15 protein-coding genes and 1 pseudogene are annotated in these 16,625 nt (G+C 61.0%); 12 read left to right on the top strand and 4 right to left on the bottom strand.

Annotated elements, in window-relative coordinates:
* Window positions 1-89: 89 nt before the first annotated feature.
* Entirely contained in the window at window positions 90-716 is a 627-nt protein-coding gene (locus tag AC3WN7_RS08160) for a TetR/AcrR family transcriptional regulator (RefSeq protein WP_095968087.1), read from the bottom strand.
* A gap of 177 nt (window positions 717-893) precedes the next feature.
* Between AC3WN7_RS08160 and AC3WN7_RS08155 the strand changes: the two genes are divergently transcribed.
* The 8 genes from AC3WN7_RS08155 to ppnP all read left to right on the top strand — a co-directional run bounded on the left by AC3WN7_RS08155 (window position 894) and on the right by ppnP (window position 10,213).
* On the top strand, window positions 894-2,696 hold the full coding sequence (locus AC3WN7_RS08155; protein WP_102675075.1) for an acyclic terpene utilization AtuA family protein: 1,803 nt from the start codon (window positions 894-896) through the stop codon (window positions 2,694-2,696).
* Between the two features lie 12 nt (window positions 2,697-2,708).
* Window positions 2,709-3,578 (top strand): SDR family oxidoreductase, encoded by an 870-nt coding sequence (locus tag AC3WN7_RS08150; protein WP_007973449.1) that lies wholly within the window; start codon window positions 2,709-2,711, stop codon window positions 3,576-3,578.
* A gap of 3 nt (window positions 3,579-3,581) precedes the next feature.
* Window positions 3,582-5,198: a geranyl-CoA carboxylase subunit beta gene (gene atuC, locus AC3WN7_RS08145; RefSeq protein WP_102675076.1), complete on the top strand. Its 1,617-nt coding sequence runs from the start codon at window positions 3,582-3,584 to the stop codon at window positions 5,196-5,198.
* A gap of 24 nt (window positions 5,199-5,222) precedes the next feature.
* Window positions 5,223-6,380, top strand: coding sequence for a citronellyl-CoA dehydrogenase (atuD, locus tag AC3WN7_RS08140; protein WP_095968084.1), 1,158 nt, complete (start codon window positions 5,223-5,225; stop codon window positions 6,378-6,380).
* The gene (locus tag AC3WN7_RS08135; protein ID WP_102675077.1) at window positions 6,377-7,174 is read left to right on the top strand and encodes an enoyl-CoA hydratase/isomerase family protein; all 798 of its coding nucleotides are present in this window, start codon (window positions 6,377-6,379) and stop codon (window positions 7,172-7,174) included. Before atuD ends, AC3WN7_RS08135 begins: the two co-directional genes overlap by 4 nt.
* A 110-nt stretch (window positions 7,175-7,284) precedes the next feature.
* Window positions 7,285-9,246, top strand: coding sequence for an acetyl/propionyl/methylcrotonyl-CoA carboxylase subunit alpha (locus AC3WN7_RS08130; protein ID WP_102675078.1), 1,962 nt, complete (start codon window positions 7,285-7,287; stop codon window positions 9,244-9,246).
* 70 nt (window positions 9,247-9,316) lie between these two features.
* Window positions 9,317-9,859 carry a 3'-5' exonuclease gene (locus AC3WN7_RS08125; protein WP_102675079.1) on the top strand — a complete coding sequence of 181 codons (543 nt, stop codon included), beginning with the start codon at window positions 9,317-9,319 and terminating at the stop codon, window positions 9,857-9,859.
* A 69-nt stretch (window positions 9,860-9,928) separates the two neighbouring features.
* The gene (gene ppnP / locus AC3WN7_RS08120) at window positions 9,929-10,213 is read left to right on the top strand and encodes a pyrimidine/purine nucleoside phosphorylase (RefSeq protein WP_007940055.1); all 285 of its coding nucleotides are present in this window, start codon (window positions 9,929-9,931) and stop codon (window positions 10,211-10,213) included.
* A gap of 83 nt (window positions 10,214-10,296) precedes the next feature.
* On the opposite strand, the gene AC3WN7_RS08115 is transcribed toward ppnP, so the two are convergent.
* Entirely contained in the window at window positions 10,297-11,103 is an 807-nt protein-coding gene (locus AC3WN7_RS08115; RefSeq protein ID WP_095968080.1) for an MOSC domain-containing protein, read from the bottom strand.
* 224 nt (window positions 11,104-11,327) lie between these two features.
* A complete protein-coding gene (locus AC3WN7_RS08110) occupies window positions 11,328-12,263 on the bottom strand; it encodes a chemotaxis protein CheV (RefSeq protein WP_102675386.1) in 936 nt (311 codons plus the stop codon).
* A 449-nt stretch (window positions 12,264-12,712) separates the two neighbouring features.
* On the opposite strand from AC3WN7_RS08110, the gene AC3WN7_RS08105 reads away from it, so the two are divergent.
* From AC3WN7_RS08105 to AC3WN7_RS08095, 3 genes are all read left to right on the top strand, one after another.
* Complete coding sequence (locus AC3WN7_RS08105; RefSeq protein ID WP_095968078.1) at window positions 12,713-13,183, top strand: hypothetical protein; 471 nt, start codon at window positions 12,713-12,715, stop codon at window positions 13,181-13,183.
* Window positions 13,184-13,654: 471 nt separating this feature from the next.
* On the top strand, window positions 13,655-14,548 hold the full coding sequence (locus AC3WN7_RS08100) for a sensor histidine kinase (RefSeq protein ID WP_095968077.1): 894 nt from the start codon (window positions 13,655-13,657) through the stop codon (window positions 14,546-14,548).
* Entirely contained in the window at window positions 14,545-15,204 is a 660-nt protein-coding gene (locus AC3WN7_RS08095) for a response regulator (RefSeq protein WP_095968076.1), read from the top strand. The genes AC3WN7_RS08100 and AC3WN7_RS08095 overlap by 4 nt, the downstream gene beginning before the upstream one ends.
* Here the strand turns inward: AC3WN7_RS08095 and yegS are convergent.
* Window positions 15,188-16,105, bottom strand: coding sequence for a lipid kinase YegS (yegS, locus tag AC3WN7_RS08090; protein ID WP_095968075.1), 918 nt, complete (start codon window positions 16,103-16,105; stop codon window positions 15,188-15,190). The genes AC3WN7_RS08095 and yegS overlap by 17 nt on opposite strands.
* Window positions 16,106-16,352: 247 nt before the next feature.
* On the opposite strand from yegS, the pseudogene AC3WN7_RS08085 reads away from it, so the two are divergent.
* Window positions 16,353-16,568 (top strand): annotated as a pseudogene (locus AC3WN7_RS08085) (hypothetical protein); the annotation flags it as partial.
* Window positions 16,569-16,625 lie beyond the last annotated feature (57 nt).

The following is a 16,625-nucleotide window of genomic DNA, read 5'->3' as shown; positions in this document are numbered from 1 at the left end:
ACAAGCTCACTCCCCAATAAAACGGCATCAATGACTTCAAGCTAGGCGTTTTCTTCAAGTTAGCCAGTTTAATGCTGGCCAACACAAGTTTATTGCCGGTCTTCCAGCACCAGAATCAACGCTTCATCGGCCAACTGATCAAGGCTCATGCTACCGCCGGCGCGAAACCAGGTGGTGGTCCAGGACAATGCGCCGGTCAGGAAGCGGCGGGTAATGAACACATCGCCGCGGATATACCCGGCGCTCTTGGCTTCGCCCAGTACGTGCAGCCAGATGTCTTCGTAGATTTCGCGCAGCGCCAGGACCTTGGCCTGGCCCTCTTCGGACAGCGAGCGCCATTCGTAGACCAGCACGGCCATGGCCTCGCCGCTGCCCCCCATGATCGACTGCAATTCACAGCGGATCAGCGCCAGCACCCGTTCGCGCACATTGCCGGCCTCGGCGATGGCCGCACGCATCAACGCGGTGTTGTAGCGGATGGTTTCCTCCATCACGGCGCGCAGGATTTCGTCCTTGCTTTTGAAGTGGTGGAAAATACTCCCGGACTGAATGCCCACGGCGCCGGCCAGATCACGCACGGTCGTGCGCTCATAGCCTTTATTACGGAACAGGTGGGCCGCCACTTGCAGCAGCTTGCCACGGGCGCTGTCCGGGTCGGTCAATTGGCCGTCGTCCACCAATTCACGCATGACCCTCAGGGCTTTTTGCTCGTCCACCCGTTCTCTCCTACAGTCGATCAATCAATAACGCCGATCACCCCGAAAACAGCGGGGTTGCGCGGGCAATTTAAGCTCATGGATGCAACCAAGCAAGCGCTTGGCAGAAGATAATCCAGCCATTTACAAACCAAGCGCTTGCTTGGTAATGTCGACGCACTTGAGTTGGAGGTGGCTATGGAACGGACTGCGCCAAAATCAATTCGCATCGGTTGCGCCAGCGCCTTCTGGGGCGATACCTCGACCGCTGCCGCGCAACTCGTGGAACACGGGCATCTTGACTATCTGGTCTTCGACTACCTGGCCGAGATCACCCTGTCGATCATGGCCGGTGCACGGATGAAAGATCCCCAGGCCGGGTATGCGGGCGACTTCATCGAAGTGCTCGCGCCCTTGCTGCCGCAGCTCGCGCAGCACAACATCCGGGTCATCAGCAATGCCGGCGGGGTCAATCCACAAGCCTGTGCCGCCGCCCTGCAAGCGGCCTGCGACAAGGCCGGGGTGGCGTTGAAGATCGCCGTGCTGCTGGGTGACGACCTGCAACCGCAACTCAAACAGCTGGGCAGCCAAGGCATTCATGAAATGTTCAGCGGTGCGCCCCTGCCATCGAGGTGCGTCTCGACCAATGCCTACCTCGGCGCACCCGGCATCGTCGAAGCCCTGCGTCTGGGCGCGGACATCGTGATCACCGGGCGCGTGGTCGACAGTGCAGTGGTCAGCGCTGCGCTGGTGCATGAGTTCGGCTGGTCGTGGCACGACTACGACAAACTCGCCCAGGCCGCATTGGCCGGGCACATCATCGAATGCGGCGCCCAGTGCACGGGCGGCAACTTCACCGATTGGCGCGATGTGCCCGACTACGAACACATCGGTTTTCCCATCGTCGAAGTCAGCGCCGACAGCCAGTTCATCGTCAGCAAACCGCAAGGCACCGGCGGGCTGGTCACGCCGCTGACGGTGGGTGAACAGATGCTGTATGAAATCGGTGATCCGCGCGCGTATCTGCTGCCCGACGTGGTGTGCGATTTCACACAGGTCAAACTGCTGCAACAAGGCAAGAACGCGGTGCAGGTGCACGGCGCCAAAGGCCTGCCGCCGACGGCTCAATACAAGGTCAGCGCCACGTATCCCGATGGTTTTCGCTGTACGGCCAGTTGCCTGATTGCCGGCATCGATGCCGTCGACAAGGCGCGGCGAGTCAGCGCGGCGATCATCGACAAGACCTCGGAAATGTTCAGCCAGCTCGGCTGGGCGCCATACAGCGAGGTGAATATCGAGTTGCTGGGCAGCGAGGCCACCTACGGCCCCCACGGCCAGCGGCAGGACAGCCGTGAAGTGGTGATCAAACTCGCCGTGCGCCATCCGGACAAGCAGGCCCTGATCGTGTTCTCCCGGGAGATTGCCCAGGCGGCCACCGGCATGGCGCCAGGGCTGACCGGCATTGTCGGTGGCCGGCCGACGGTGTATCCGCTGATCCGACTGTTCTCGTTCCTCATCGACAAAACCGCCTGCACGCTGGACATTGATTTCATGGGCCGGCGCCACCCCTGTGCCCTGCCCGCCCTCGATACGCTCGACCCGCTGGACCTGCCAGCCCCGTTCGCTGCGCCGAAGCCGACCGGCCAGGCCGACGCCAGCGTGGCCCTGGTCAAGTTGGCGGTCGCCCGCTCCGGCGACAAGGGCAACCACAGCAACATCGGCGTCATGGCCCGCGATCCCGAATTCCTGCCATGGATCGCTGAGGCCCTGACCCCGGAAGTGATCGTCGACTGGATGGGCCACGTCCTCGATCCCATCCACGGGCGGGTCGAACGCTGGTACTTGCCCGCCAGCCACAGCCTGAATTTCCTGCTGGAAAACGCCCTCGGCGGCGGCGGTGTCGCCAGCCTGCGCATCGACCCGCAAGGCAAAGCCTTCGCCCAGCAACTGCTGGAAATCCAGATCCCGGTGCCGCAGCGCATCGCCGACCAGTTCAACTAGAGGATTGTCGCCATGGCCTACGATTCGATTTTCAAAGCCGATTTGTTTGCCGGCCAAAACATCATCGTCACCGGTGGCGGCAGCGGCATCGGCCGCTGCACCGCCCACGAACTGGCGGCCCTCGGCGCCCATGTGCTGCTGGTCGGGCGCAAGGCCGACAAGCTCAAAACCGTTGCGGCCGAGATCGCCGAAGACGGCGGCAAGGCCGACTGGGCCGTTTGCGATATCCGCGAGGAAGAAGCGGTGACGCATCTGGTCAGCGAACTGATTCGCAAGCACGGTCCGATCCATGGCCTGGTCAACAATGCCGGCGGGCAGTACCCGTCGCCCTTGGCCTCGATCAACCAGAAGGGTTTCGAAACCGTGATGCGCACCAATCTGGTGGGCGGTTTCCTGATGGCCCGGGAAGTGTTCAACCAGTCCATGAGCCAGCACGGCGGCGCCATCGTCAACATGCTCGCCGACATGTGGGGCGGCATGCCCGGCATGGGCCACTCCGGCGCGGCACGTTCGGGCATGGACAACCTGACCAAGACCGCCGCGTACGAATGGGGTCATGCCGGCGTGCGGGTCAATGCCGTGGCGCCGGGCTGGGTTGCCTCCAGCGGCATGGACACCTACGAAGGCGCCTTCAAGGCCGTGATCCCGACCCTGCGCGAACACGTACCGCTCAAGCGCATCGGCACCGAATCGGAAGTCAGCGCGGCGATCGTTTTCCTGCTCAGCCCGGCAGCGGCGTTCGTCAGCGGCAGCACCCTGCGCATCGACGGCGCCGCCAGCCTCGGCGGGCGCGCCTGGCCGATCCACAAGGCGACCAACAGCGAGTCGTACAACGGTTTCCACCGCGCCTACATACCCGATGTGTTGAAGGACAAGGAATAACCCATGCCGGTGATTCAGTCGCAACTCGATCCCCACAGCGAGCCGTTCGCCCGGAACCGTAGGGCGATGCTGAGCGCCATCGAACAAGTCCGCGTGCTCGAACAGAACCTGCTGGACAAGGCCGCCGAAGCCAGACCCAGGTTTGAAAAACGCGGTCAGTTATTGCCCCGAGAGCGCCTCAATCTGCTGCTCGACCCCGGCGCGCCGTTTCTCGAACTGGCGAGCCTGGCCGGCTACAAGCTGCACGACGACAAGGACGGCAGCTGCGCCGGTGGCGGTTTGATCGCCGGCATCGGCTATGTGTCTGGCGTGCGCGTGCTGGTGGTGGCGAACAACAGCGCGATCAGGGGCGGGACCATCTCCCCCAGCGGCTTGAAGAAATCCCTGCGCCTGCAACAGATCGCCATGGAAAACAAACTGCCGGTGATCACCCTCGCCGAAAGCGGCGGCGCCAACCTCAATTACGCGGCGGAGATTTTCGTCGAAGGCGCGCGCAGCTTTGCCAATCAGGCACGGATGTCGGCCATGGGTTTGCCGCAGGTGACGGTGGTGCACGGCTCGGCCACGGCGGGCGGCGCCTATCAGCCGGGGCTGTCTGATTACGTGGTGGTGGTGCGCAGCAAGGCCAAGCTGTTTCTCGCAGGTCCCCCACTGCTCAAGGCCGCCACTGGCGAAGTCGCGACCGATGAAGAACTGGGCGGCGCCGAGATGCACGCACAAATCGCCGGCACCGCCGAATACCTGGCTGAAAACGACGCCGACGGTGTGCGCCAGGTACGCGAGATCGTCAGCCTGCTGCCGTGGAACGAGCAGTTGCCCCCATCGCCCGAACGTCGCTGGGAGGAGCCGCTGTACCCTATCGACGAACTGCTCGGACTGATCCCGGATGACCCGAAAAAACCCTACGACGTGCGCGAAATCATCGCCAGGCTTGCCGACGCCTCGAACTTTCTCGAGTTCAAGGGCGAGTTCGATCAGCAGACCGTCTGCGGTCACCTGAAAGTTCAGGGACGCGCCTGTGGCTTCATCGGCAACAACGGCCCGATCACGCCCAAGGGCGCGAGCAAGGCCGCGCAGTTCATCCAGCTGTGCGACCAGAGCCAGACGCCGTTGCTGTTTTTCCACAACACCACCGGGTTCATGGTCGGCACCGAATCGGAACAGCAGGGGGTGATCAAGCACGGCGCGAAGATGATTCAAGCGGTGGCCAACGCCCGGGTGCCGAAGCTGACAATAGTCGTCGGCGGCTCCTACGGTGCCGGCAACTATGCAATGTGCGGGCGCGGCCTCGACCCGCGTTTCATCTTCGCCTGGCCCAACAGCCGCACCGCCGTGATGGGCGGTGCGCAAGCGGGCAAGGTGCTGCGCATCGTCACCGAGGCCAAACAGGCCAAGGACGGCCTGGTGCCCGATCCGAAGATGCTCGACATGCTCGAACAGGTCACCGCGCAGAAACTCGACAGCCAGTCCACGGCGCTCTACGGCAGCGCCAATCTGTGGGACGACGGTTTGATCGACCCGCGCGATACCCGGTCCTTGCTCGGTTACTTGCTGGACATTTGTCACGAGGCCCAGGTGCGGCCATTGCAAGCCAACAGTTTTGGCGTAGCCCGGCTCTAGGCCGGCTCAAGGAGAACAATAAAAATGATCTTCACCCAGGAACACGAAGCACTGCGCCGCACCGTGCGCCAATTCGTCGAGCACGAGATCAACCCGCACGTCGAGGAATGGGAAAAAGCCGGGCGCTTCCCCATCCACGACATCTTCCGCAAGGCCGGCGATCTCGGCTTGCTGGGCATTTCGAAACCGGAAAAATTCGGCGGCATGGGGCTCGACTACAGCTATTCGATCGTCGCCGCCGAAGAATTCGGCACCATTCATTGCGGCGGCATCCCGATGTCCATCGGCGTGCAGACCGACATGTGCACGCCGGCACTGGCCCGTTTCGGCTCCGATGAATTGCGCGAGGAATTCCTGCGCCCGGCCATCAGCGGCGAGCAGGTCGGCTGCATCGGTGTTTCCGAAGTCGGTGCCGGTTCCGACGTCGCCGGATTGAAAACCACCGCGCGCAAGGACGGCGACGACTATGTGATCAACGGCAGCAAGATGTGGATCACCAACTCGCCGAGCGCCGACTTCATCTGCCTGCTGGCCAACACCTCGGACGACAAGCCGCACATCAACAAGTCGCTGATCATGGTGCCGATGAATACGCCGGGCATCAGCTTGAGTTCGCACCTGGACAAGCTCGGCATGCGCAGCTCGGAAACCGCCCAGGTGTTTTTCGACAACGTGCGCGTGCCGCAGCGCAACCGCATCGGCCATGAAGGCGCGGGGTTCATGATGCAGATGCTGCAGTTCCAGGAGGAGCGCCTGTTCGGCGCGGCCAACATGATCAAGGGCCTGGAATATTGTGTCGACAGCACCATCGAATACTGCAAGGAACGCAAAACCTTCGGCAATGCGCTGATCGACAATCAGGTCATCCACTTCCGTCTCGCTGAGCTGCAAACCGAAATCGAATGCCTGCGGGCGCTGGTCTATCAGGCCACCGAGCAATACGTCAAAGGCCAGGACGTCACGCGCCTGGCTTCGATGGCCAAGCTCAAGGCCGGGCGGCTGGGCCGCGAAGTCAGCGACAGCTGCCTGCAGTATTGGGGTGGCATGGGCTTCATGTGGGACAACCCGGTGGCCCGTGCTTACCGCGATGTGCGGCTGGTGTCGATTGGCGGCGGCGCCGACGAAATCATGCTGGGGATCATCTGCAAATTAATGGGCATCCTGCCGGGGAAAAGGAAATGAACAACCTGCCGGTTTGCCAGACCTTGCTGCTGGAGCTGCACAACGGCGTGTTGCACGTCACCCTCAACCGCCCGGAATGCCGCAATGCGATGAGCTTGCAAATGGTCGCCGAGTTGCGCGGGGTGCTGGCGGCGGTACGCGATAAACCAGGGGTTCGCGCGCTGGTGATCGGTGGCGTCGGCGGGCACTTCTGTGCTGGCGGCGACATCAAGGACATGGCCAACGCCCGCGCTCAAGGCCCCACTGCGCACCGGGACCTGAACCGGGTGTTCGGCGCGCTGCTGCAAGAGGTGCAACACGCACCGCAAGTGGTGATCACGGTGCTGCAAGGCGCGGTACTTGGCGGTGGTCTCGGCCTGGCCTGCGTCAGCGATATCGCCCTGGCTGATCACCAGGCGCAATTCGGCCTGCCGGAAACCAGCCTCGGCCTGTTGCCGGCGCAGATCGCACCGTTCGTGGTCCAGCGCATCGGCTTGACTCAAGCCCGGCGCCTGGCCCTGACGGCGGCGCGTTTTGATGGGCACCAGGCTCGGCGCATGGGGCTGGTGCATTTTGTCGAGCATGATCCGCAGGCCCTGGCCGAGCGTCTCGATGAGGTGTTGGCCCATGTCTTGTGTTGTGCGCCAGGGGCGAATGCGATGACCAAGAAACTCTTGCTGGCGAGTGCGGGTCAGCCGTCGGATGAGTTGCTTGATCAGGCTGCCGAATGGTTCAGCGAAGCGGTGACCGGGGCAGAAGGCGTCGAGGGAACGATGGCCTTCGTGCAAAAACGCAAACCGGGCTGGGCCTCCTGAAAAGCTTCGCTGGCAAGCCAGCTCCCACACTGGAATGCATTTCAAATGTGGGAGCGGGCTTGCTCGCGAAGAGGCCCGAACAAACACCGCAAAATCCAGAGAGCCAACCCATGCCCGGACTGAAAAAAATCCTCATCGCCAACCGCGGTGAAATCGCCTGCCGCATCCAGCGCACGGCCCAGGCGCTGGGCTATCGCACGGTCGCCGTGTTCAGCGATGCCGACGCCGATGCCCTGCATGTACAGATGGCCGACGAAGCAGTCAACATCGGTCCGGCCGCGGTGCAACAGTCTTATTTGAACATCCCGGCCATTCTCGACGCTGCCCGGCGTACGGGTGCGGATGCAATCCATCCGGGCTACGGTTTCCTCTCGGAAAACGCCGGGTTTGCCCGCGCTTGCCAGGATGCCGGCATCACCTTCATTGGCCCCAGCCCCGAGGCCATCGAACTGATGGGCAGCAAGCGCCTGTCGAAGATCGCCATGATCGAAGCCGGTGTGCCCTGCATTAAAGGCTATCAAGGCGCCGAACAGGACGACGCCACCCTGAGCCGCGAAGCCGAGCGCATCGGCTATCCGTTGATGATCAAGGCCAGCGCGGGTGGCGGTGGACGCGGCATGCGCCTGGTGCACGAAGCCGGCGACCTGCTGGAACAGATTCGCACTGCGCGCTCCGAAGCCCTGAACGGATTTGGCAGTGGCGAACTGATCCTCGAACAGGCACTGATCGAACCCCGTCATGTCGAGGTTCAGCTGTTCGGTGACCGGCATGGCAACCTGATTTACCTCGGCGAGCGCGATTGCTCGGTACAGCGCCGGCATCAAAAAGTCATCGAGGAAGCCCCCTGCCCGGTGATGACCCCTGAACTGCGCCAGGCCATGGGCGAAGCGGCGCTCAAGGCCGGCCAGGCAGTGCATTACGTCGGTGCGGGCACCGTGGAGTTTCTGCTGGATGCCCGCGGGCAATTCTATTTCCTGGAGATGAACACCCGACTGCAAGTCGAACACCCGGTGACCGAATTGATCACAGGGCTGGATCTGGTGGCCTGGCAATTGAACATCGCCGAAGGGCAACCCCTGCCCTTGCGCCAGGAGCAGGTGCAACTCACGGGCCACGCCATGGAAGTACGCCTGTATGCCGAGGACCCGGCCCAGGGTTTCCTGCCGCAAACCGGTCGCGTCGTGGCCTGGGAACCGGGATTGCAGGAGGGCGTGCGGATCGACCATGGCCTGATCGAAGGTCAGCTCATCAGCCCCTTCTACGACCCGATGCTCGGCAAGCTCATCGCCCACGGCGCCACCCGCGAGGAGGCCCGCCGCAAATTGCTGCGAGCGGTACAAGACAGCGTGCTGCTGGGCGTGCAAAGCAATCAGCGTTTGCTCGAAAGCCTGCTGGAGCACCCGCAGTTCGCCAGCGGTGACTTCAGTACCGGGTTCATCGCGCAGCACTTTGCCGACCCTGCCTGTCTGCTGTCCCATGCCCCGGACGCGCAACACCTGGCCATCGCCACCGCCCTCTTCTACCTGGCGTCGGCACAGGCTCATCCCGCCCCGCTGGGCGGTTGGCGCAACAATGCCAGCGTGCCCCTGCACTATCGCATCGGCCTTGAGGATCAAGACTGGGTGGTGACGTTGCAGGCAATCCCGGGTGAACCATTGCGCATTCAGGTCGCCGAACGCTGTCTCGAGCTGAAGGTCCTCCACTGCGACGGGCGCCGGGCCACCCTCGAGATCGATGGCATCCGCCAGCGCCACGCCTATCGCCTGGAGGCAGGGCAACTCTGGCTGTTTACCCGGCCGGGCAGCTTGCAGTTTGCCGATCGCACTCAGGCGCAGGTTTCCAGCCGGGCCAGTGTCAGTTGCGGCACCCTCAAGGCCCCGATGGACGGTGCGATTGTCGACGTCCTGGTCAATGAAGGCAGCCCGGTCACCAAGGGCCAGCTGCTGGTGGTACTGGAAGCGATGAAAATGGAGCACCCCTTGAAATCAGGCATCGACGGTGTCCTGAAACGCTTGCAGGTCAAAGTCGGGGATCAGGTGAAAAACCGGCAGATACTGTTGGAGGTCGAATAAGGCGCTAGGCGGAACCGCCGGGTTTGGCTACGCTCAAACCCTACAGGACGCGGATACCAGGAACCCTGCAATGCCTCATTGGCTGGTCATTGATCTGGAGGCCACCACCGATGAGGGTGGATGGCCCGTAACGGATATGGAAATCATTGAAATCGGCGCCACCCTGGTGGACCGCAAGGGACGCGAACTGGACCAGTTCCAGCGCTTCGTCCGCCCCGTGCGGCGGCCTTTGCTGACGCCGTTTTGCCGCGAGCTGACGCACATCACCCAAGCCAACATCGATGCGGCGCAACCGCTGGGCGAAGTCTGGCCGGCGTTTGAGCGCTGGCTCGGCAACCACCACACACGACTTGAAGGCTGGGCCAGTTGGGGCGACTACGATCGCAAACAGCTGCTTCAGGATTGGCAGCGACTGGGTCTCGTCAGTGTGCTGACCAAGGTGCCCCATATGAACCTCAAGCAGCGCTTTGCCAAGGTCAGGCGACTGGAACGCCCGCTGGGGCTCAACGGCGCCCTGCAACTGGCCGGCCTGCAATTCACCGGCCAGCAACACCGGGCGCTGGAAGATGCGCGCAATACCGCACGCCTGCTGCCGCTGGTTCTTGCGCTTTAGACAGGTGACGACACTCGGGGCCTTGTGCATACTGGCCGGCCCTTTTTAGCCCTTTTCGAGGAATCGCCCATGTTTAAAGTCAACGAGTACTTCGACGGCACCGTCAAGTCGATCGCCTTTGGCACCGCAGAAGGTCCAGCGACCATCGGCGTCATGGCTCCGGGCGAATACGAATTCGGCACCAGCCAGCGTGAAATCATGCACGTGGTCAGCGGCGCATTGACCGTTAAACTGCCAGACAGCAGCGACTGGGAAACCTTCGCCGCCGGCAGCCAATTCAACGTGCCGGCCAACAGCAAGTTCCAGCTCAAAGTGGCCGTCGACACCGCTTACCTGTGTGAATACCGCGGCTAAACCGCAGGCTTTGCCGAAATAAAGGTCAGCGCAATAAAAATGCCCGTGTTTTTCGACACGGGCATTTTTTGTTCTGCGCAAAATTATTCGAGGATCTCCACCGGCATGCCGACTTCAAGTCGACCGTTGCCGTCGTTGACCAGGTTCTGGCCAAACATCGCACCGTCCGCCTGCGAACGGTATTTCTGCAAGGTTGCCAGGGGTTCTCGGTCGTCGCTGCGCTCGCCGGTTTGCGGGTCGATGGTGGTCAGGATGCAGCGTGAGCAGGACTTGACCACGCGGAACTCGACATCGCCGATGCGGATACGCTTCCAGCCGTCCTCGGCGAAGGCTTCACTGCCTTCGATCACCAGGTTTGGCCGGAAACGCAGCATCTCCAACGGACGCCCGACCCGTTTCGACAAGTCCTCGAGGGAGGCCTGGCCAATCAGCAACAGCGGATAGCCATCGGCGAACGCCACCTGGTCGTCATCCTTGCCGTAGCCCGCCTCCGTCATCCGCGCCCGATCCAGCGGCACTTGCACCAGGCGTGTCGGTTTACCAATAAATTCGCTGACCCAGGCTGCGGCTGCATCGCCTGCATCGGGGACCCGCAAGGTATCGCGCCAGATCGTCACGCCACGCAGTTCTGCATCACGACCGGGCAAGGCTACGTCGATCAGCGAATGACCAGGCGCACTGAGGGTCAGGCCGCCTTCGGCATTCCACAACGCCGACAACTGGCTCATCTGCGCCACCGCACGCTGGGTCAGGAAACGACCGCTGGCTTCATCCACCAGCATCCAGCGGCGATCGCCGTCCAGACCGAGTTTATCGAGACCGATCCGTTGCAGCGTCTCGCCCTTGGCGGACTTCAACGGATAACGATACAGCGCGCTCAGACGCAACATGGCCAGCTCCCTGTTAGGCAAAACGCCACCCTATACGAGCTTGATCACTGAATCAAAGACTGATAACCAAACACCGTAAACCCTGTGGGAGCGGGCTTGCTCGCGAAGGCGCAGTGTCAGTCGGCATAGTGATCGACTGACACTGCGCAGTGTCAGTCGATCACTATGCCAACTGTCACTCCGCCTTCGCGAGCAAGCCCGCTCCCACAGTTGTGCAGACCCGCTCAGGCCGGTACTTCGTCAAGCATCAGGCGCTGACGTACCACGTCGACGAGTTTGTCCGGCTGGAATTTGGACAGGAAATTGTCGCAGCCGACCTTTTTCACCATCGAATCGTTGAAGCTGCCGGACAAAGAGGTGTGCAGCACCACGTACAAGCCACGCAGACGCGGATCGTTGCGAATTTCGGTGGTCAGGCGATAGCCATCCATTTCCGGCATTTCCGCATCGGTGAAGATCATCAGCAGTTTTTCGGTCATGTCCACGCCGGTGTCCGCCCAGGCCTTGAGCATGTTCAAGGCCTTCAATCCGTCGCTGGCGATGTGCATCTTCACGCCCAGCTGTCCCAGGGTATCGCGCAATTGCGCCAGGGCCACGTTCGAGTCATCCACCAGCAGCACCTCACGGCCACGGGCGCGTTCCAGCACCGGATCTTCGAGTTTGTCACGGGACACCTTGGCGTTGTACGGGACGATTTCGGCCAGGACCTTTTCGACGTCGATGATTTCCACCAGTTGATCATCGACCTTGCTGATAGCCGTCAGGTAGTGCTGGCGGCCGGCGCTGCTCGGTGGCGGCAGGATGGCTTCCCAGTTCATGTTGACGATCCGGTCCACGCCGCCGACCAGGAAGGCCTGAACCGAACGGTTGTATTCGGTGACGATAATCGTGCTGCCAGGCCCCGGCACCAACGGGCGCATGCCGATGGCCTGGGACAGGTCGATCACCGGCAGGGTCTGGCCGCGCAGGTTGACCACGCCGCAGACAAAAGGATGGCGCTGCGGCATGAGCGTCAATTTTGGCAACTGCAGGACTTCCTGTACTTTGAAGACGTTGATCGCGAACAATTGCCGTCCGGCGAGACGGAACATGAGAATTTCCAGGCGATTCTCACCCACCAGTTGCGTGCGTTGGTCTACCGTGTCGAGAATGCCGGCCATCAATGACTCCTGGTCTTGTTCGGATGAATTCACTTAGAGAAGGTTATCGGCTGTTTTTGCCGAAGCTTGACCCTCTCTAAAATGCCACGCACAGGCATTGATGCCATATTAACATCATGCTTTACTGGCGCTGTGATTACATCTGCTGCACTTCTGCGCCGCGACCCCGGTTCTTTCGAAAGGTTCCGTTGCGTAAGGGATTCCCCTATCAACAATCAGGTGCAACCTGATGTTCGCAATATCCAATAGCCATTAATGTGACGCCATTCTCATTGCATGAACGGAGTCAGGCTTTTGTGTGCGATCGCAAGCCAGTGGCCAACCACCCTCTCGTGTTCCCCAGCCTGCCGCCGTTCGTTCGCCCGACGACTCGGCAATGCCGGGGTTCCGACCGCCCTCGTCGACACACACGATATCCCCTCATTTGACATGACGTTGTGGAGATAAGTATGCCGAACGATCGTAAAGAGTGGGCCCACCGGCTCCCGGAGTTTCTCGTCGAGGCTGAAACACTCCTGGCTAAAACCGAGGAATGCCTGAGCCATTTGCAGTTGATCAGCAATGATAAGGACGCCATCGACTGCATGCTCAGCACGCTGCTCAAGCTGGCCAACAAGGCCGATGCCCTGGCGTTGGCGGCCGTGTCCGAGTTTTCGCTGCATATTCATGGTTTGCTGAACCACGCACAGAACACCATGAGCCTGCACGACGAGGCGCTGAGCGCGCTGAAAGACTGTCTGACCCTGATTGCCTGGCAACTCGAACTCATCGACCAGACCACCGGGCAACTCAGCCTTGACGACAGCGAGCAGGTCACCCTTATCGAAGCCTTTGCCTTTCAGGTCGGGCAAAGCCGCTTTCAGCCACCGGTCAATTCCAGGCCGCTCACCCTCGTGCCCTATTCGGAACGACGGGCCTGAACTAATCCAACTATGCCGTATGGCGGGGTTTGGTTATCAGTAGCGCACTGTTAATTGAGTGCGCATATGTCGCAAATGAATATTTCATAGCTATAAGCGACATCCTTAAAACAACCACTATTGCCTATCGACAATGGCGCACCAGACTTGATCAGGTATTGCCTGGTATCAACAGCCCCCTGGGGCTATCGGTATTTTGCGATGGCAACAACCAACTTGTTCCATTATGGACGCATTGCCGAAACGACTGGATTCCTGACTTTTCGGACATGCATACGGACGCGACCAACAGTATCTTAAGTGCTACTATGCCGCCTGTTAGTTGACGCCAATTAATGGCCGCGTGATCGCAGCCGGACACAGCTCGCTGCAGTTCGCAGCTGAACTCGTCGGCGCTCCACATAAAAACAGGGGCCTGTCAGCCAGCATGACCGGTCAGCCCGCAGCGAACATCCATTGGCTCCATCCGCTATGTACGCCAGCCTCAAATCAATCGCCAAGTGGCCGCCCTCCCGGGAAAATGCTCGCACATTCACGCTGTTGCTATGCGTCTGCTCGACCCTCGGCAGTTTGCTGGTCCATGGCTTGTCCATTGCGCTGCCTCTGTCATTGCTGCTGCTCAACATTGCGGCGCTGACCAGTGTTGCCGTGCAGTACTGCCTCTCGCGTAAATCGATCAAATTCCAGCCTCAGGAGCTGGCCGACCGGCTATTGCAGGTCCAGGAAAACGAGCGTCACCGACTGAGCCGCGAACTGCATGACGACATCGGTCAATTGCTGACCGCCGCAAAATTGCAAAGTGACTGGCTCAAACGCCGGATGCCCGAAGAGCTCCAGGGACAATGCACGGTCCTGTGCGACACACTGGAAGAAACCCTGGCCAAAGTTCGTGACGTATCCGCCATTCTCAATCCCCGGCAGTTGACCAGCCTCGGGCTGGAAGCCAGTCTGCGGGCACACCTGCTCAAGACCCTGGCCAACACACCGGTACACTGGAGCCTGGAATGCCAGCAGCGCCTGACCGGCATACCGGAGGAAATGGCCGTGGCGGCTTTTCGCATTACCCAGGAAGCGGTCACCAACATGCTGCGACATGCCCGGGCCAAGAACCTGCTGGTATGCCTGCAGCGCCTGCCCCAAGGCCTGAGATTGCAGATCAGCGATGATGGCCAGGGCTTCGCACCCGCAACGGACCCAGGGCGCGAAGGGCAACGCGGTATGGCCGGGATGTCGGAACGGATAGATCAACTGGGCGGCACGTTGACCGTTACCAGCGAGCCGGGCAAAGGCACTCAAATCGAAGCTCTATTTCCCTGGGCGCCCCGTGCGCTCGAACGGGCCAGTTCGAATAAGGTTATGCATTGACTTGTAACTTACTACTGGTGGATGACCACTCGCTGATCAGGGCTGGCGTGCGCGCCCTGGTAATGGACCTGCCCGGCTACGCCGTCGTCGGTGAGGCCAATGACGGCTCGCAGTTGCTCGAAATGGTCGGGCATCTGTCACCGGATATTGTCCTGCTGGATATTTCGATGCGCCAGACCGGCGGCCTCGAAGCCTTGCAACAGCTCAAGCGGGTGCGCCCACAGAGCAAGGTCCTGATCCTGTCGATGCACACCGACCCGGCCCTCATCATGCAGGCCCTGGAGTCCGGCGCCCACGGCTATCTGCTCAAGGACACCACGGCGACCGAACTCGAGCACGCGCTGGACGCCTTGCGCAACAACGAGCGCTATCTGAGCCCGGCCATTGCCCACACGGTGATCACCCAGGCCCTGATCCGAAATCAGAAGCACCAGCCCGAACCCGCCGACTCGCACAACCTGACGGCACGCCAGCTGGAAATCCTGCGGTTGATCGTTCGCGGCAAATCCACCCGAGAGATTGCCAACGGCCTGGGGTTGAGCGTCAAGACCGTCGAAACCCACCGCTCGCAGATCATGAAGCGTTTGCAGATCTACGATGTGGCCGGCCTGGTACTGTTCGCGGTGCGTGAACACATCATCAGCCTTGATGACTAGTCACTTCACTGGCCCGTAGCAGCGGCGAGTCTTCAGGCAAATGCACGAGCAACGCCGCCGGGCGGACCGAGAAACGCAGGTTATCCCCGACCAGCGGCTCACCATCAAGGTTGATGCAGAGCCCTTCCGAGGCCTTGATCTCGACCCATGGCAGGCGCACCCGGACAAACATGCTGTCGATGCCAAAACCTTCGGTCAGCAGGTTTTTCAATGTACCAACCACCTCCTGAGGTGCCGGCAGGATACTGATATCCAGCAAACCATCATCGACCAGGGCCTGTGGGCACAATTCCCGCCCGCCACCAGCCTGCCGGCCATTGCCGATGCCCAGCGCCAGCAGATCGCCGCACCAGTGGAAATCAGGTCCCTGCAATTCACCGTAGGCGGTATGCAGCTCATTGAAGCGTGACAGGCCGGTGAACAGGTAAGCAGCACCACCGAGGATTTTCTTCAACTCCTCCGAGGTGTTCGCCGTGACATGACTGCCAAACCCACCGGTCGCCATGTTCAGGAATATCTGCCCGTCGACCTCCCCCAGATCAATGGCGGTCGGCGCGGTATCAAGCAACGCCAGCGCCTGATCAGGCTGCAGGGGCACGCCTGCCGCACGCGCAAAATCGTTGGCGGTTCCCAGCGGCATCAGTATGAGGCTGGCTTTTTTCGAGTGCTCCGCCATGGCCTCGGCGATATCCCGCAAGGTGCCGTCGCCGCCACCGGCAATGACGTGTCGATAACCGGCCGCCAACGCTTCGCCCACCAGTCTCTGCGCATCGCCGGCTTCCCAGGTCAATCGCACAGCCAGCTCCCAGCCTTGTTCACGACGGTTTTCGACGGCGGCACGAACCGCCTCGTTGAGTGCCTGTTTGCCATGCAGAATCAACAGTGCCTTGCGATCGCTCATTACTTCACTCCCCGGTTTGGATGGCATCTGGGAGATGTGGACCGCGCAGGCGCTGTTAAAGGTCGCCAGAAAACCAATTATTTCCAGTCAGGCAACTCGATCCCCTACAGCAGGACTTTTCTTACAGGACGTGAGGAATCTGCTCAATTGACCGCAAATCCGAATTGGTAGACCTTGGAGTTTCAGCAGGACACCACAGGGACGTGCCAAGCAAGGCCAAAAACCTGGATGACCGGCCAGCACAAGAGCCACGGGAGAAATTGATATGGAACCTCGCGTCACCGAGCTGGAAACACACCTCAAGCACATACGCAGGGACCTGGACGACATCCGCGGTGACGTCAAATCCATCAAGCACAGGCTCGCCTACTCCGCCTGCGGAACGGTCGTGATCCTCGGTCTTCTTGGCTGGATCGCCAATAGCCGTTTCGAGCAGGTCATTTCATTGTTTCTGGCACATTGAATGGCCATCAGGCAAAAACCCGGTTCAATCAACCGGGTTTTTGCCTGGCTAATCCGC

This window comes from Pseudomonas sp. FW305-70, from assembly GCF_058783925.1.
Note: the sequence above shows the minus strand (reverse complement) of the source record. Positions and strands in the feature narration are given on the sequence as shown.

Coding starts and splice junctions, on each gene's coding strand:
- ppnP (WP_007940055.1), top strand. CDS start 9,929: ATGTTTAAAGTCAACGAGTACTTCGACGGCACCGTCAAGTCGATCGCC.
- AC3WN7_RS08155 (WP_102675075.1), top strand. CDS start 894: ATGGAACGGACTGCGCCAAAATCAATTCGCATCGGTTGCGCCAGCGCC.
- AC3WN7_RS08100 (WP_095968077.1), top strand. CDS start 13,655: ATGTACGCCAGCCTCAAATCAATCGCCAAGTGGCCGCCCTCCCGGGAA.
- atuD (WP_095968084.1), top strand. CDS start 5,223: ATGATCTTCACCCAGGAACACGAAGCACTGCGCCGCACCGTGCGCCAA.
- AC3WN7_RS08130 (WP_102675078.1), top strand. CDS start 7,285: ATGCCCGGACTGAAAAAAATCCTCATCGCCAACCGCGGTGAAATCGCC.
- AC3WN7_RS08115 (WP_095968080.1), bottom strand. CDS start 11,103: ATGTTGCGTCTGAGCGCGCTGTATCGTTATCCGTTGAAGTCCGCCAAG.
- AC3WN7_RS08110 (WP_102675386.1), bottom strand. CDS start 12,263: ATGGCCGGCATTCTCGACACGGTAGACCAACGCACGCAACTGGTGGGT.
- yegS (WP_095968075.1), bottom strand. CDS start 16,105: ATGAGCGATCGCAAGGCACTGTTGATTCTGCATGGCAAACAGGCACTC.
- AC3WN7_RS08105 (WP_095968078.1), top strand. CDS start 12,713: ATGCCGAACGATCGTAAAGAGTGGGCCCACCGGCTCCCGGAGTTTCTC.
- AC3WN7_RS08135 (WP_102675077.1), top strand. CDS start 6,377: ATGAACAACCTGCCGGTTTGCCAGACCTTGCTGCTGGAGCTGCACAAC.
- AC3WN7_RS08150 (WP_007973449.1), top strand. CDS start 2,709: ATGGCCTACGATTCGATTTTCAAAGCCGATTTGTTTGCCGGCCAAAAC.
- atuC (WP_102675076.1), top strand. CDS start 3,582: ATGCCGGTGATTCAGTCGCAACTCGATCCCCACAGCGAGCCGTTCGCC.
- AC3WN7_RS08125 (WP_102675079.1), top strand. CDS start 9,317: ATGCCTCATTGGCTGGTCATTGATCTGGAGGCCACCACCGATGAGGGT.